Origin of the sequence: Pseudomonas sp. UBA4194 (assembly GCF_002379585.1) — a bacterium.
In the GTDB taxonomy this organism is placed as follows: domain Bacteria; phylum Pseudomonadota; class Gammaproteobacteria; order Pseudomonadales; family Pseudomonadaceae; genus Aquipseudomonas.
The window spans coordinates 44,758-59,946 of record NZ_DFUE01000048.1 but is presented as its reverse complement, the minus strand read 5'-3'; the positions used below and the strand labels follow the sequence as shown (position 1 = coordinate 59,946).

Sequence of the window (15,189 nt, the reverse complement as noted above, 5' to 3'; positions counted from 1 at the left end):
AGGAGCGGCGTACAGCCGCGAAGAGGCCCCTACTGCTGGCACAAAACCCCCGGCGCCTGCGACTACGCCTTCGCGGCTCAACGCCGCTCCTACAATGAATGCGCCAGTCCACCGCCGATCACACCCCCCCTGTAGGAGCGGCGTAAAGCCGCGAAGAGGCCGCTACTGCTGGCACAAAATCCCCGGCGCCTGTAACTACGCCTTCGCGGCTCAACGCCGCTCCTACAATGAATTGCGCCAGTCCACTCCAGGCGTACAGCCGCAAAGAGGCCACCCAAAACCCCACCCCAACCCCAAAAAACACCCACGCACAAAGCTACCGCCCAGCATCCGGAAAAGACGCCAAGGGCAATACTAAAAAAGGGAAGGGGGTTGAATAACTGCAATATCGAACACATCGCCCCCCGCATCAAGCCCCAGCGCGATATTTCTCGATATATTTTTCCGCTTGCCATACCCAGCAAAACTGTACAGGCGAAACTCGTCCCCAACTGCACCTGTAACAACTGCCAAACTACCCCTAGGCTCTACGTTCGAATTCCAGACCAGGAGGCAGCATGCAATCCCTAGCGTTCAAGCAGGTCGACGTCTTCACCGAACAGCGCTACAAAGGCAACCCGGTGGCCGTGATCCTGCAAGCCGGCGACCTGACCACCGAACAGATGCAACAGATCGCCAACTGGACCAACCTCTCGGAAACCACCTTCGTGCTGCCCGCCACGCAGCCTGGCGCGGACTACCGGGTACGCATCTTCACCCCCAGCAACGAATTGCCCTTCGCCGGGCATCCCACCATCGGCACCGCTCACGCCCTGCTCGAAGCCGGCCTTATCCAGGCGAATAACGGCCAGTTGGTCCAAGAGTGCGCCGCCGGCCTGATCAACCTGCAAGTCACCCGCCAAGCCAACGGCGCCCAGTGGATCGCCTTCGAACTGCCCCAGCCTGGCATCACTCCGGTGACCGATGCCGAGCTGGACGAACTGCAAGCCATCCTCGGCGCCCCCGTGCTGCGCGAACACACCCCTTGCGTCATCGACGTCGGCCCACGCTGGTTGATCGCACAGATGCGCGATGCGCAGACCGTGCTCTCCGTCATGCCCGACTTCTCACGCATGTCCGCCCACGACCACCGCGCCCGCACCACCGGCATCGTTATCTTTGGTGCCTACCCAGCCGGCAATGCCGAGCACATCGAAGTGCGTGCCTTCGCGCCCACCTGCGGCCCCGCCGAAGACCCCGTCTGTGGCAGTGGCAACGGCGCCGTCGCCGCCTTCATCCGCGCCACTGGCCAAACCGCTACCCTGGGCCACGAACTGCTCGTCTCCCAAGGCGCCGCCCTGGGCCGCGCCGGTAAACTGCGCCTGAGCATCAGCGACAACGCCATCAAAGTCGCCGGCGCCGCCGTCACCTGCCTCGACGGCCACCTCACCCCCTAAGGCCCGCGCAGAACTTGGCCGGTCCGCCGTGGTCACAGCGCAACGACACGCGGCAGCCGGCCGATAGGGGAGAGCGACTTGAAACGCAACTGGAAATACATCCAACACTACCTGCAACTGGTCGAAACCGCCGACCACGCCGGCATCCCTCAAGGCCAGGCCCTACAAGAAGTGCTCAAGGAGGACATCCGGATTCCAGGCAGCGTCGACGAGGCGGTTTATGCGCTGGATCTGCTGATCGAAGAAGGCTTGATTCGCGCCGAAGCGCTGGCGGAAGGGAAGGGGCAGGTGCTGACGTCATTGAGCTGGGCAGGTCACGATCTCCTGGATCGCTTGCGAGGCTGATTGAACAGTCGCGGTTCTTCGCCCCTAGCCCCGCTTCCTCATGGCGATACGGCGATCCGGGAGGGCTGGGGAGAGGGTGCCATCCACCACAAATCCCCAAGCCCCACCCGAAAATCCCAATCCAGCCAACCCTAAACTTCCCCGCAACCCTGCCGTTACCCTGTCAACGCCCTCCAAAACCCGGGCGACCACCCGCAACTGACAGGGCACCCCCGATGGACAATATCTACTTACTGGTTGAACACGGACGCGATCAAGGCGAGGTCTACGTCCTCGGCTGGTTCGAAGACGAAAAACGCGCCCGCCAGGCTGCCGAAGCCATGGAGTGGGAAGCGTACCGCACCGAACTCAAAAGCAAGACCAGCTGGACCGGCGAAACCCCCGTAGCCCCAGACAAAGCCAGCCACCGCCGCTTCTGGGTCAAAGGCGTCACCAAGTTCCTGAACACCACCGTCCCCGCCACCGTATCCGTACACTGATCCAAAGCCAGATCGGCCCCCTCTCCCTCAGGGAGAGGGCTGGGGTGAGGGGACCATCCCCCGCCAACTTAACCATCCCCCACAAATCTACCCACCCACTACCTCAATACTCCCATCCATATGCTGCCGATAAATCGTATACGGCAGCACCAGCGTATCCAGCACCCCCGACAGCCCCATATCGATCACCAACCACCATGGGTCGTTGCCGCCGCCATAACCATTCCGGCCAGGTTTGGGTCCTTCCCCATGCAACACACAGAAATCGAACATCACCCCGCTATAAACCCGCGGCACTGCCCCGCAAAACGAACGCACTTCCTTCAAATAGTCACTGGTAACCACATCGTCCCGCGCCACGGTATTGATGGTTCCACATCCCGCCAGCAACCCTAACAACGCCACCAGAACCAGACCTTTCATAAGAACCTTCCTTGTCAAATTTGCCGCGCACCATACAACATCCCTGACACGCCGCACCAGCCAGCCCCTATGCCCCTGGCAAACCCAGAAACGTCCTACACCCCAAACCCCCATTCTCAAATACGAACCATTCCCACCGCATGCCCTAATACCCCCTCACCACTCACCCAGCGGAAGGGACCTCCAATGACATACCCCGACATCATCCATCACGGCGCCGCCGACGCTGTCACTGGCTCCTGCCATCAACTCGAAATGACCCCCACCGCCAGCCTGCTCATAGACTGCGGCCTATTTCAGGGCGCCGATGAAAAAGGCGAACCCACTATCGAATTCGCCCTGGACACCCTTCGCGCACTGGTGATCACCCACGTCCACATCGACCACGTCGGCCGACTGCCCTACCTGCTCGCCGCGGGCTTCAAAGGTCCCATTCTCTGCAGCCAACCCTCGGCTGAGCTCCTGCCTCTGGTCCTGGAGGATGCCTTTCGCCTGACCTTCACCCGCGACCGCAAAACCGTCGATCGCTACATCAACCTCGTTCAGCAACACATCGTCGCCGTGCCCTACAACCAATGGCACACCCTGATCGACGACGCTTCACTCAAATGCCGAGTCCGCCTGCAACGCGCCGGACACATCCTCGGCTCCGCCTACGTAGAATGCGACCTCGATTACCCAGCCACCGGCGTCAACAAGCGCATCGTCTTCTCCGGCGACCTCGGCGCGCCCCACACCCCTCTCTTGCGTCCGCCCCAATCCCCCGAGCGCGCCGACATCCTGGTACTGGAAAGCACCTACGGCGACCGCCTCCACGAAGATCGCAGCACCCGTAAAAGCCGGCTTGAAGCCGTCATCGACCGGGCTCTGCAAGACCACGGCACCGTCCTAATTCCCGCCTTCAGCATCGGCCGCACTCAAGAGTTGTTGTTCGAAATCGAAGACATCCTGCACCGCAAGGCCTTGCTCCACGCACCCGCCATACGGGCCCCGGAAAGCAGCCAATGCGAGTACGACGTCAACGAAGAACAGTGGATCTGCGACCTGCCACCGCCACCACCCATGCAATGGCCAGAACTCCCGGTGATTCTGGACTCACCACTGGCCAGCCGCTTCACCCAGGCGTACCGCCGGATGAAGCCTTTCTGGAACGATGAAGCCCAAGGTCGCCTGCGGGCGGGGCGTAAACCGCTCGCATTCCGTCAATTGATCACCATCGACAGCCACGCCGACCACGAACGCGTCGTCAACTATCTGGCCAGCACAGGCCGTCCCGCCATCGTGATCGCCGGCAACGGGATGTGCAGCAGCGGGCGAATCGTCAACTACCTGAAGAAGATGCTTGGCGATAAACGCCATAACGTCGTGTTCATTGGCTACCAGGCCAAAGGCACACCGGGAGCCGTGATCCAGGCGTGTGAAGGTGCAAGCGAGTTTGTGGCGATCGATCTGGATGGCGACATGTACAGCGTGCGGGCAGGGATTGCGACGCTGGGTGGATATTCCGGGCATGCGGATCAGCAGGGGTTGGTGGATTTCGTGAAGGGGATGGGGGAGTGGCCGGGGGAAGTGCGGTTGGTGCATGGGGAGGAGAGGGCGAAGCGGGTGCTTAGGGAGAAGTTGAATCAGGCGTCTACCGACGTGTTACGAGAGGCCCCTATGGCGTCGGACGCCTGAAGTACTCCACCCAATGATCTGAAGGGCTTTTGAGGCAGCTCCCCAACCGGTTCAAATACGAGCTTGTTCAAGCCGTCGCGGACACCGATCAGAGACTTATCTTCGTTAGCGCCTGCGCGGATATTCTCTGATATTCTACTGCCCTGTTCCTCAAGTCAGCCGTTAGAACTGCCGCAGGGAAAGGTGGTTGTAGATGTCGTCTGCGGCGCTGGGAGCCGCATGAATTCGATACACAGCGACAGTAATCGTGACTGTTCAGATTGATTTCATATTGCCGATTCCCGTTGGCAACTTTAAGGATCCATACAAAGCATGAACCTGATTCCCGTAATTCTTTCCGGTGGTGTGGGTAGTCGTTTGTGGCCCGTTTCCCGCGAGGCCCATCCGAAGCCTTTCATGACGCTACCAGATGGTCAGAATCTGATTCAGAAAACCTTTCTACGCGCTTCCAAGCTGGAAGGCGTGGCCGAAGTTCTGACCGTCACCAACCGTGAACTGCTGTTCAAGACCGAAGATGAGTACCGTGTCGTCAATAAAGCCGGCCACGCCCAGGGCTTCATTCTAGAACCCTTTGGCCGCAACACCGCCGCCGCCGTTGCCACCGCTGCTCTGCAACTGAACGACACCCACGGCCCCGACGCGCACATGCTGGTACTGGCCGCCGACCATCTGATCCAGAATGAAGCGGCATTTGCCACTGCCGTAGCCAAGGCAGTGATGCTGTCGGCCCAAGGCTGGTTGGTGACCTTCGGCATCAAGCCGCAGTACCCGGAAACTGGCTTCGGTTACATCGAAGCGGGCAGCAGCACCGGCCACGAAGGCACCCTCAAGGTTGCGCGTTTCGTTGAAAAGCCAGACCTGCAAACGGCCCAAGGCTATGTTGCCGCCGGTAACTACTTCTGGAACTCGGGCATGTTCTGCTTCCAGGTAGGCACGGTACTGGAGGAGCTGAAGAAGCATGCTCCCGACGTACTGGAAGCCGCCGCTGCGGCCAAGGAAGCTTCGCGCTTCACCCATGCCACTGGCTATCGCTGCCTGTCGCTGGACCCGGAAGCCTTCGCCAAAGTGCCAGACATCTCCGTCGACTACGCCTTGATGGAGCGCTCGGAGAAAGTGGCCACCGTACCGTGCGACATCGGCTGGAGTGACATCGGCTCCTGGAATGCCGTCAGCGAGCTGACCACCCCGGATAACGATGGCAACCGTTTCGAAGGCGAAGTGCTGTCCCACAACGCTCGCAACAACTTCGTTCACAGCGAAGACCGCCTGACCGCTTTGGTCGGCGTCGAAGACCTGCTGGTTATCGACACCCCCGACGCGCTGATGATCACCCACAAGGATCACTGCCAGGACGTCAAACACATCGTCGGGCAGCTCAAGGCCAATGGTCACCATTTGCACAAGCTGCATCGCACGGTCAATCGTCCGTGGGGTACCTACACCACTCTGGAAGAGGGCGAGCGCTTCAAGATCAAGCGTATCGTGGTCAAGCCAAAAGCTTCTCTGTCCCTGCAAATGCACCATCACCGCAGTGAGCACTGGATTGTGGTGAGCGGCATGGCCGTCGTGGTTAACGATGAGCAGGAATTGATGCTCGACACCAACGAATCGACATTTATTCGTGCTGGGCACAGGCACCGATTGCAGAATCCCGGTGTCATAGACCTCGTGTTGATCGAGGTGCAAAGCGGCGACTATCTGGGAGAGGACGATATCGTCCGCTTCGAAGACGTCTACGGCCGCGTTGACAAGCAATAACCGACATCTCCCGCCATCGGCCTCCTTGCGTGCAGCAGTGCATGCACGGGGGCCGAACAGCGCTGGCCGTCCGCCAGCGACCGTCCAATCAACCGGCGTTGCAATGACTGCAGCATCGGCCATATAGAGCGAGCGATTGCCATGTATTCCCCCATCCAGACCCGTTGCTTCAAAGCCTACGACATCCGCGGCCAGGTCCCTGCCGATCTAAACGACGACATCGCCTACCGCATTGGCCGCGCTCTGGTATCCGAACTGCACGGCAAAGCCTATGTAGTAGGGCGCGACATGCGCCTGGAAAGCCCCGGCCTCGCCGCCGCCCTGATTAAAGGTCTGACCGAAGCCGGCGCCGACGTGCTGGACCTGGGGCTGTGTGGCACCGAAGAAGTCTACTTCGCCACCAGTCACTTGAAAGCCGACGGCGGCATCATGATCACCGCCAGCCACAACCCCAAGGGGTACAACGGCATGAAGCTGGTGCGCGAGCACTCCAAGCCGATCAGTGGCGACACGGGGCTGGAAGCCATTCGCGCTCGCGTCGAAGCCGGTGATTTCGCCGAAAAAGCCGCTACGCCAGGGCACGTTCGCGAAGCGTTCGACAAGGCCGCCTACATCGATCACTTGCTTACCTACATCGACGTCGGTTCGTTGAAACCCCTCAAGGTTCTGGCCGATCCTGGCAACGGTGCCGTCGGTCCTACCATCGAACTGCTGAAGGCCAAGCTGCCTCTGGAACTGATCGTTATCAACGGCGAGCCTGATGGCAACTTTCCGAACGGTGTTCCAAACCCGCTGTTGCCGGAAAACCGTGAACTGACCCGCAGTGCCTTGCTGGAACATGGCGCTGACATGGGTATTGCCTGGGATGGCGACTTTGATCGCTGCTTCTTCTTCGACAACAAGGGTCGCTTCATCGAGGGTTACTACCTGGTCGGCCTGCTGGCCGAGATGCTGCTGAAAAAGCACCCAGGCAGCAAGATCATCCACGACCCGCGCCTGACCTGGAACACCATCGAGCAAGTCGAAGCGGCGGGTGGTGTGGCCATCCAAAGCAAGACCGGCCACGCGTTCATCAAGGAGCGCATGCGTTCGGAAGATGCGGTGTACGGCGGCGAAATGAGTGCGCACCATTATTTCCGTGACTTCGCCTACTGCGACAGCGGCAATATTCCGTGGCTGTTGGTCGCCGAACTCATGAGCGTTACCGGCAAGACTCTGGCTCAGTTGGTCGACGAGCGCATCGAAGCGTTCCCTTGTAGTGGCGAAATCAACTACAAGGTTGACGACGTGAAGGGCTCCATCGAGAAGATCCTGGCGTTCTACACGGCGCAGAATCCGAGCGTCGATCGTACCGATGGCATCAGCGTGGAATTCGCCGATTGGCGTTTCAGCTTGCGGGGTTCGAATACCGAGCCTTTGCTGCGCTTGAACGTGGAAAGCCGAGGCAGTGAAGAATTGGTAGCTCAGCGCGTCGCTGAGATTGAGCGTTTGATCCAGGGGTAATTATGTTTGGTATGTTGAGAGGGCTTTGGGAGTACCGAAGCTTTGTGATCAGCTCGATTAAAAACGAGTTCATTGCACGTTTTGCCCGAAGCCGCTTGGGGGGGCTCTGGATGATTATTCATCCCCTGGCGCAAGTCGCTATCTATGCTCTCATACTGTCCAATGTCCTGGCAGCCAAGCTGCCAGGCATAGATAACAAGTATGCTTACGCCCTGTATCTGATGGCAGGTATGTTGGCGTGGAACCTGTTTTCAGAAATTGTTTCCCGCTGCCTGACAATTTTCATCGAGAACGGCAATCTTATGAAAAAGATGCGGTTCCCAAGAATTGCTCTCCCGGTAATCGTGGTGGGGTCGTGCCTGCTCAACAACTTGCTCTTGTTTGTGGCCGTGCTAGCGGTGTTCGCGATCCTGGGGCACTCTCCAACGTTGCAGATGATCTGGCTGATTCCCATGACATTCGCGGTGGTAGCGTTGGGCGTAGGCCTAGGGTTGGTGCTGGGAGTGCTCAACGTGTTTCTTCGGGATATTGGTCAGGTAGTACCCATCGTGCTGCAAATACTATTTTGGTTCACGCCAATTGTGTATTCGGTGAACATAATCCCTGAGGGGCTGCGCTCTGCGTTGATTTACAACCCTATGTATCCTTTGGTCACGTCTTACCAAAATATTCTCGTATACGGCAACTCACCTGATACGCATCACATTGTCTCTGCTTTCTGTCTCGCGTTTGGCCTGATGCTACTTGGATTGTTCCTATTTCGCCGTGCGGCTCCTGAAATGGTGGATGCTCTATGAGTCTGCTGAGTGTTAAAGATCTTGGTAAGGCATACCGAACCTATCGCTCTGAATGGCAGAGAATAGCCAGGTGGTTTTTCTTGCCTGTCCCGCCTACCGAAGAGCATTGGGTACTCAAACATATTAGCTTTGACATCCAACCGGGTGAGGCAATTGGTATCGTAGGGCAGAACGGGGCTGGGAAGTCTACGCTACTAAAAATGATTACCGGGACCCTGCAACCTTCCGCTGGCGCTATCCAGGTCAATGGACGGATCGCCGCAATTTTGGAACTAGGCATGGGTTTCAATCCTGAGTTATCCGGTCGGCAGAACGTTTATCATGCTGCAGGTCTGATGGGCTTTACTACCGAACAGATGGATTCCGTGATTGCTGAGATTGAAGCATTCGCGGAGATCGGTGAGTACTTTGATGAGTCCGTTCGGACCTATTCCAGTGGGATGCAAATGCGAGTCGCGTTTGCTGTGGCCACAGCCTTTCGCCCTGAAATTCTCATCGTTGATGAAGCGTTGTCAGTTGGCGATAGCTATTTTCAGCATAAAAGCTTTGACCGAATTAGAGAATTCCAACAGCAGGGTACGACTTTGCTAATTGTTTCTCACGACCGGGGAGCAATTCAGGGGCTGTGCAATCGGGCAATACTTCTCGAATCAGGAACGGTTATCAAAGACGGCCCGCCAGAAGAAGTCATGGACTTCTACAACGCGATCATCGCGGAAAAGGAAAATGCCACGGTCAAGGTAGTCACCTTGGAGAATGGTACTGTCCAGACGCGGTCGGGCTCGGCGGAGGCCACGATTCGATCTGTCAGTATCCATGACGAAACTGGCGGGCCGATAGAGTACATCCCAGTCGGTCAGCCGGTGGGCATCCGCATACTGGTGGATGTCAACAAGCCCATTCCCGAGCTGGTGGTGGGCTACATGATCAAAGATCGATTGGGCCAAGAGGTTTACGGCACCAATACACATCATTTGGGTTGCAAACTGGCTGAGCAGCAGCCGGGTGACACGATGGAGTACCGATTCGCTTTCGCCGCTAATCTCGGAATAGGTTCATATTCTGTAGCGGTGGCCTTGCATACTACTGATAGTCATATGGCGCACAATTATGAGTGGCGGGATCATGCATTAGTCTTCAATATTGTGAACGTCAATAAGCCTGAGTTTGTAGGGGTTTCATGGTTGCCCCCCACGGTGGAGTGCATTAGATGAGTGCGACTTTCTACCGTGCATTTGAAGATCGCCATCGTGGTACCCGCGAGCTTATAAGCCAGCGTCAGCAGGTTTATCTACCCTTCATCCAACCGCTTCTCGAGCTCGCAGATGAGTGTGCCGCAGTAGACCTGGGCTGTGGCCGCGGTGAATGGCTCGAAATTCTGATCACTTGCGGATTTAATGCTCAAGGAATCGATCTTGATTCGGGGATGTTGGAAGCCTGCAAAGAAAGGGGGCTGCCGGCATGGGAGAGTGACGCTCTGGCTTTTCTAGCGACACTGGAGGATGACAGTCAATCAGTGGTTAGCGGCTTTCACATTGCTGAACACGTTCCGTTTCCAGATCTGCAGACGATGGTGGCAGAGGCTCTCAGGGTTCTCAAGCCTGGTGGTATATTGATACTGGAGACACCTAATGCAGAGAATTTGGTGGTGGGGACAAATAGCTTCTATCTGGATCCCACCCATGAGCGCCCTATACCGCATCTGCTATTAAGTTTTCTCACCGAGCATACAGGGTTTCTGCGCTCTAAACTGATGCGGCTGCAAGAGCCGGCGCAATTGCATGAGCCAGACTTCAAAATTGACCTGATGGCTGTTTTCTCGGGTGTCAGCCCGGATTATGCGATCGTCGCCCAGAAGGGTGCAGACAGAGAAATTTTACAGAAGTTTGATGAAGCTTACGAAAAGACCTATGGCTTATCCCTCGACGAGCTGGCAACGCGGTATGATAGCGTTTTGACAGGTAGTATTTCGGAGCTCAGGATGCAGGTTGAGAGGCAGGGAGAGCAGGGGGCGTCGCTTGAGGGCCAGCTCACGCAGGTCAAGCATCGATCTTTCGCGTTGGAGGCGCGTACCCTACAGATCGAAGCGATCGCCGACCAGTTACGGCATCAACTTCAGGATTCGGCAATTCGGGCCATCCGCGCGGAAGCTCGAACACAGGAGATGGAGCTCACGCTGCGTGAAAGTCATCGTCACACAGCGCATGCCGAAGCGAGACAGGCTGCAACCGAAGCTTCGAATGATGTGCTTCGTCAACAGATTCACCAGATGACCCAGGAGTTCTTCGAACAGCGTAAAGAGCTTCAGCGATTGGAAGTAAAGCTGGAGTTCGAGACAGACCTCAAGTGCGCGGGGGAGAACTCCTCGGCGGAGGCGTCTCTGGCCTCAGAATCTGCCCCTGTCGTAGGGTCATCGTTATCGGCCGAAGATGAAGCAAAGCTTCTTCAATACGAGGCACTACTTTCGGACCTCGAGCTCGCCAGGAATGAGATTCGACAGAGTGCCCAGGAGCGGGAGGAGTTGCGTGCACATGTTGATCAACAAGGATCCGCGGTGGATCATCTTCAACTGCAGCTCAATGACTCCTTGGGCAATGCTCATCATTGGTACCAGCAGGCAATGGCTTATGAAAGCCAGTTCAAAAGAGTCACTGGTAGCTTTTCTTGGAGAATAACACGCCCGATGCGGGTTGTTGCCCGAGGCGCCCTTCGGATCGTCAAGTCGCCACTTGGGGCGTGCAAATCGATTGTTCGACGGCTGGCGGGTCGAGGTGTGCGGTTTGTCATATCACGCCCGCGCTTGGCGGCACGGCTCAATGGCCTCTTGAAAAAAAGTCCCCGGCTACATGCTCGCCTTAGTCGTTTTGCCCGACCTGGTCATCAGTCACCGGTGGCGCCGGGCCCTGCAGTAATCGTCCACAATGGTCTTAAGCAACCATTGAATACATCAGTAAGTCACCGTGCCAACGCTATTTATCAGGCACTGGAAAATTCGAATGAGTCGAAGGTTAGGCATTGATGCGCATCGTTATTGATTTACAGGGAGCCCAGGCAGAGAACAGAAAGCGGGGAATTGGTCGTTACTCGTTGTCGCTCGCATTGGCTATTGCTGCGCAAGGGAAACACGAGGTGATCATCGCACTGAATGATGCCTTCCCCGAGAGTATCGATGAGCTGCGCGCGGCCTTTGCTGATATTGTAAAACCTGAAAATATCAGGGTCTGGCATTCGCCAGGTGCACTTATCCAACTCCACCCAGAGAACGATGCTCGGCGTCGTGCGGCGGAGCTTGTACGAGAAGCTTTCCTTGCAAGCCTGAACCCTTCGATAGTGCTGGTCTGCAGCTTGTTCGAAGGATTGGTTGATAACGTCGTCACTAGCGTTGGGCTGCTGAACTCGAATGTCCCGACCGCTGTCGTACTTTACGACCTTATCCCTCTGATCAATCGCCGACCGTATCTTGAAAACCCGTTAGTCGAGCGCTGGTATGAAAATAAGATTGGGCACCTGCGCCGCGCTCATTCGGTACTGGCCATCTCAGAGTCGTCTCGTAGCGAAGGCTTGAAGTACCTCTCTTTGCCTGCTACCGCCGTGAGTAATATTTCTACGGCGGCTGATGCCCCGTTCAGATCTGTAGTAATGGCATCGGACGAACGGGAGGGTCTGTTAGGTAAATACGGCTTGGTCAAACCATTCCTGATGTACACCGGCGGAATTGATCATCGCAAGAACATCGAAGGCCTGATCCAGGCATTCGCCGCTATGCCCAAGGCAACCCGTAAAGACCATCAGCTCGCAATAGTTTGCTCGGTACAACCTGCGGATCGGACGCGGTTATTGGAACTGGCAAAAAAAGCAGGGTTGAAGAGCGGCGATCTGATATTGACTGGTTTTGTATCGGAAGAAGACTTGGTAGGTCTATACAATCTGTCCAAAGCGTTCGTTTTCCCCTCATGGCACGAGGGCTTCGGTCTGCCAGCACTGGAAGCAATGTGCTGCGGACGTGCGGTAATTGGTGCGAACACATCAAGTGTTCCTGAAGTGATAGGCTTGCCGCAGGCTCTATTCAACCCCTTTGACCAGCAAGAATTTACGGACAAACTCAACCAGGTCTTGACTGATGAAGCCTTCAGGGCAGAACTGGAACAGCATGCCAAGGTTCAGTCCGCAACATTCTCATGGGAAAAAACCGGAGTTGCTGCCGTCGAAGCGATGGAGCACGCGGTAGCTCAGCACTTGGCCGCACAGAACGAGCTAACCCCACCAGCTCGAAAACCCAGGCTTGCCTACGTGTCGCCTTTACCGCCGGAACGGAGCGGGATCAGCGACTACAGTGCTGAGTTGTTGCCCGAGCTTGCACGTCATTACCATATTGACGTCGTTGTAGCCCAGTCGACGATCGATAGTCCATGGATCAATGCCAATTGCAAAATTCGCTCGGTTGAATGGTTTGAGCGCAATTATCATCTATACGATCGCGTACTTTACCATTTCGGTAACTCAACTTTTCACCAGCATATGTTTGGGCTCTTGAAAACCATCCCAGGTACCGTCGTACTGCACGACTTCTTCTTGTCTGGCATCGTAGCGCATATGGAGTTCCATGGTATTCAGCCGTTGGCCTGGGTTAATGAGCTTTATGCCGCACACGGGTACAAAGCGGTCGAGTCGCGCTTTTCCGTGCACAACAAGGCTGAGGTAGTATGGAAATATCCATGCAATCTAAGCGTTTTGCGTGATGCCATTGGTGTCATTATCCACTCCGAGCACTCTAGACGTCTTGCCACCCAGTGGTACGGTGCCGGTGATCAAGAGCAGTGGGCAGACATACCCTTGCTTCGGGTCCCTGACCACAGTCAACCAGCTGATAAACTGGCGGCGCGCAAGAAGCTTGGCTTGGGTGAGAGTGATTTCGTAGTTTGTAGCTTCGGGTTGCTGGGCCCTAGCAAGCTGAACGATCGGCTTCTCAGTGCATGGCTCGATTCACCAATGGGATCGGACCGAAATTGCGTGCTGATATTTGTGGGCGAGAACGAAGGCGGGGAATATGGTGTTCGCCTCAGAGACGAGATCAAGTCCAATGAAAAGTCTTCTCGCGTTAGCATCACGGGCTGGAACGATGCTGCTACGTTCAAAGCATATCTGACAGCTGCTGACGTAGGCGTTCAGCTGCGTACGCTGTCGCGGGGGGAGACGTCGGCGGCTGTATTGGACTGTATGAACTACGGGCTCGCTACCATCGCGAACGCGAATGGCAGTATGGCTGACCTACCTGAAGAAGGCGTTCTGAAATTACCCGATGCTTTTGAAGTTTCGGAGCTGGCAGAAGCCCTTACAGATCTATGGCGTAACCCCGAGCGCCGCAAACGACTCTCGCAGAAAGCGAAGGCCATCGTTAAGACACGTCATTCACCACGGTATTGCGCGAATGGATATGTGAAGGCCATAGAGGCATTTTACGCCGGCCACGTGAACTCTGTGCCCGCGCTACTGGACGCTATTATAGAATTTGATGCGCAGCCCGACACCGCTGCGGACCGATTGGCGCTTGCCAACAGCATCGACCGGTGTCTACCGCCTAAATTTTTCCAAAAACAGCTTTTTGTTGATATCTCGGAGCTCTGTCAGCGGGATGCTCGTAGCGGGATTCAGCGTGTAGTGCGCAGTGTTCTCAAACACTGGTTGCTAAATCCGCCAATCGGATACCGCGTTGAGCCCGTTTATGCGACGGCTGACCGGCCCGGCTATTTCTACGCCAGGCGTTTCACATTAGGGTTCCTAGACTGTCCGTCGGAGGTTCTTCAGGATGAGCCCATTGTTTATGAGCCCGGTGATGTATTTATAGGATTGGACTTCCAGCCTTCCATCGTCCCGGCTCAGGAACAGGAGCTGAAAATGCTCCACCGGGCGGGTGTCAAGGTTGAGTTTGTTGTGTACGACATGCTGCTGCTAGGGCTGCCGGATTGCTTTCCTCCTCACGGTGCTGGATTGTTCACGGAGTGGTTAAGGGTAATCACCCAGTTCGATGCGGCTCTGTGCATTTCTCAGGCTGTGCAGGCCGACCTGGCCGCTTGGCTGGATGGCAATCTTACTGAGAACCAGCGCCGGCCGAGGCTCGATTGGTTTCATCTGGGCGCAGATATTTTGCAATCTACGCCCTCTCATGGCCTACCTGCTGAAATGGATGAGGTGCTACAGAAGCTCCATCAATATCCCACCTTCCTGATGGTAGGCACCTTGGAGCCGAGAAAAGGGCATGCTGAGGTCCTAGCCGCCTTCGAGCATCTGTGGCAAGCCGGTGAGCGAATGAATCTGGTGATCATTGGCAAGCAGGGATGGATGGTGGAGGAGCTCGTTGAGAATCTCAGGGCTCATACAGAACGTGATCGCCAGCTGTTTTGGATGGAGGGAGTGAGTGATGAATGTCTGGAGTCCGTCTACTCGGTGACCACCTGCCTTATAGCGGCATCTCGCGGAGAAGGCTTTGGCTTGCCACTGATCGAGGCTGCGCAACATGGCATACCAGTGATTGCACGTGACCTGCTGGTCTTTAGAGAAGTGGCCGGCGAACATGCGTTCTATTTCAAATCCCAGAGCCCGCAGGACCTTTCCAATGCGATCGTGCAGTGGCTGTCGCTTTATAGCGGCGGCAAGCATCCTACTACTCATGGCATGCCATGGATGACGTGGGGGCAGAGTGCCGATGCGTTGCTCGAAGTGGGACTGAAGAGTAGCCCATTCAAGCATTTAGCCGCCGAAAGCTGCTGATGG

General features: G+C 56.4%; 11 protein-coding genes. 10 read left to right on the top strand and 1 reads right to left on the bottom strand.

Features of this window, described 5'->3' with window-relative positions; all coding sequences use genetic code 11:
• Positions 1 to 557: 557 nt before the first annotated feature.
• The 3 genes from B3397_RS13010 (at position 558) to B3397_RS13000 (ending at position 2,260) form a co-directional block, all read left to right on the top strand.
• The gene (locus B3397_RS13010; RefSeq protein ID WP_296250663.1) at positions 558 to 1,436 is read left to right on the top strand and encodes a PhzF family phenazine biosynthesis protein; all 879 of its coding nucleotides are present in this window, start codon (positions 558 to 560) and stop codon (positions 1,434 to 1,436) included.
• Positions 1,437 to 1,514: 78 nt separating this feature from the next.
• Positions 1,515 to 1,781, top strand: coding sequence for a DUF2513 domain-containing protein (locus tag B3397_RS13005; protein ID WP_296250660.1), 267 nt, complete (start codon positions 1,515 to 1,517; stop codon positions 1,779 to 1,781).
• A gap of 215 nt (positions 1,782 to 1,996) precedes the next feature.
• Positions 1,997 to 2,260 carry a hypothetical protein gene (locus tag B3397_RS13000; protein ID WP_296250659.1) on the top strand — a complete coding sequence of 88 codons (264 nt, stop codon included), beginning with the start codon at positions 1,997 to 1,999 and terminating at the stop codon, positions 2,258 to 2,260.
• Positions 2,261 to 2,347: 87 nt separating this feature from the next.
• Here B3397_RS13000 and B3397_RS12995 read toward each other — a convergent pair whose 3' ends face one another.
• On the bottom strand, positions 2,348 to 2,683 hold the full coding sequence (locus B3397_RS12995) for a YceK/YidQ family lipoprotein (protein WP_296250657.1): 336 nt from the start codon (positions 2,681 to 2,683) through the stop codon (positions 2,348 to 2,350).
• A 186-nt stretch (positions 2,684 to 2,869) separates the two neighbouring features.
• Here B3397_RS12995 and B3397_RS12990 point away from each other — a divergent pair, with 186 nt between their 5' ends.
• The 7 genes from B3397_RS12990 to B3397_RS12960 all read left to right on the top strand — a co-directional run bounded on the left by B3397_RS12990 (position 2,870) and on the right by B3397_RS12960 (position 15,186).
• On the top strand, positions 2,870 to 4,360 hold the full coding sequence (locus B3397_RS12990) for an MBL fold metallo-hydrolase RNA specificity domain-containing protein (protein ID WP_296250654.1): 1,491 nt from the start codon (positions 2,870 to 2,872) through the stop codon (positions 4,358 to 4,360).
• A gap of 312 nt (positions 4,361 to 4,672) precedes the next feature.
• Positions 4,673 to 6,118 (top strand): mannose-1-phosphate guanylyltransferase/mannose-6-phosphate isomerase, encoded by a 1,446-nt coding sequence (locus tag B3397_RS12985; RefSeq protein ID WP_296250651.1) that lies wholly within the window; start codon positions 4,673 to 4,675, stop codon positions 6,116 to 6,118.
• Positions 6,119 to 6,259: 141 nt separating this feature from the next.
• Positions 6,260 to 7,621 (top strand): phosphomannomutase, encoded by a 1,362-nt coding sequence (locus tag B3397_RS12980; protein WP_296250648.1) that lies wholly within the window; start codon positions 6,260 to 6,262, stop codon positions 7,619 to 7,621.
• A gap of 2 nt (positions 7,622 to 7,623) precedes the next feature.
• A complete protein-coding gene (locus tag B3397_RS12975; protein ID WP_296250646.1) occupies positions 7,624 to 8,418 on the top strand; it encodes an ABC transporter permease in 795 nt (264 codons plus the stop codon).
• Positions 8,415 to 9,632 carry an ABC transporter ATP-binding protein gene (locus B3397_RS12970; RefSeq protein WP_296250644.1) on the top strand — a complete coding sequence of 406 codons (1,218 nt, stop codon included), beginning with the start codon at positions 8,415 to 8,417 and terminating at the stop codon, positions 9,630 to 9,632. The genes B3397_RS12975 and B3397_RS12970 overlap by 4 nt, the downstream gene beginning before the upstream one ends.
• Complete coding sequence (locus B3397_RS12965) at positions 9,629 to 11,437, top strand: methyltransferase domain-containing protein (protein WP_296250642.1); 1,809 nt, start codon at positions 9,629 to 9,631, stop codon at positions 11,435 to 11,437. The genes B3397_RS12970 and B3397_RS12965 overlap by 4 nt, the downstream gene beginning before the upstream one ends.
• Positions 11,437 to 15,186, top strand: a complete 3,750-nt coding sequence (locus B3397_RS12960; protein ID WP_296250639.1) for a glycosyltransferase — start codon at positions 11,437 to 11,439, stop codon at positions 15,184 to 15,186. The genes B3397_RS12965 and B3397_RS12960 overlap by 1 nt, the downstream gene beginning before the upstream one ends.
• Positions 15,187 to 15,189: the final 3 nt, after the last annotated feature.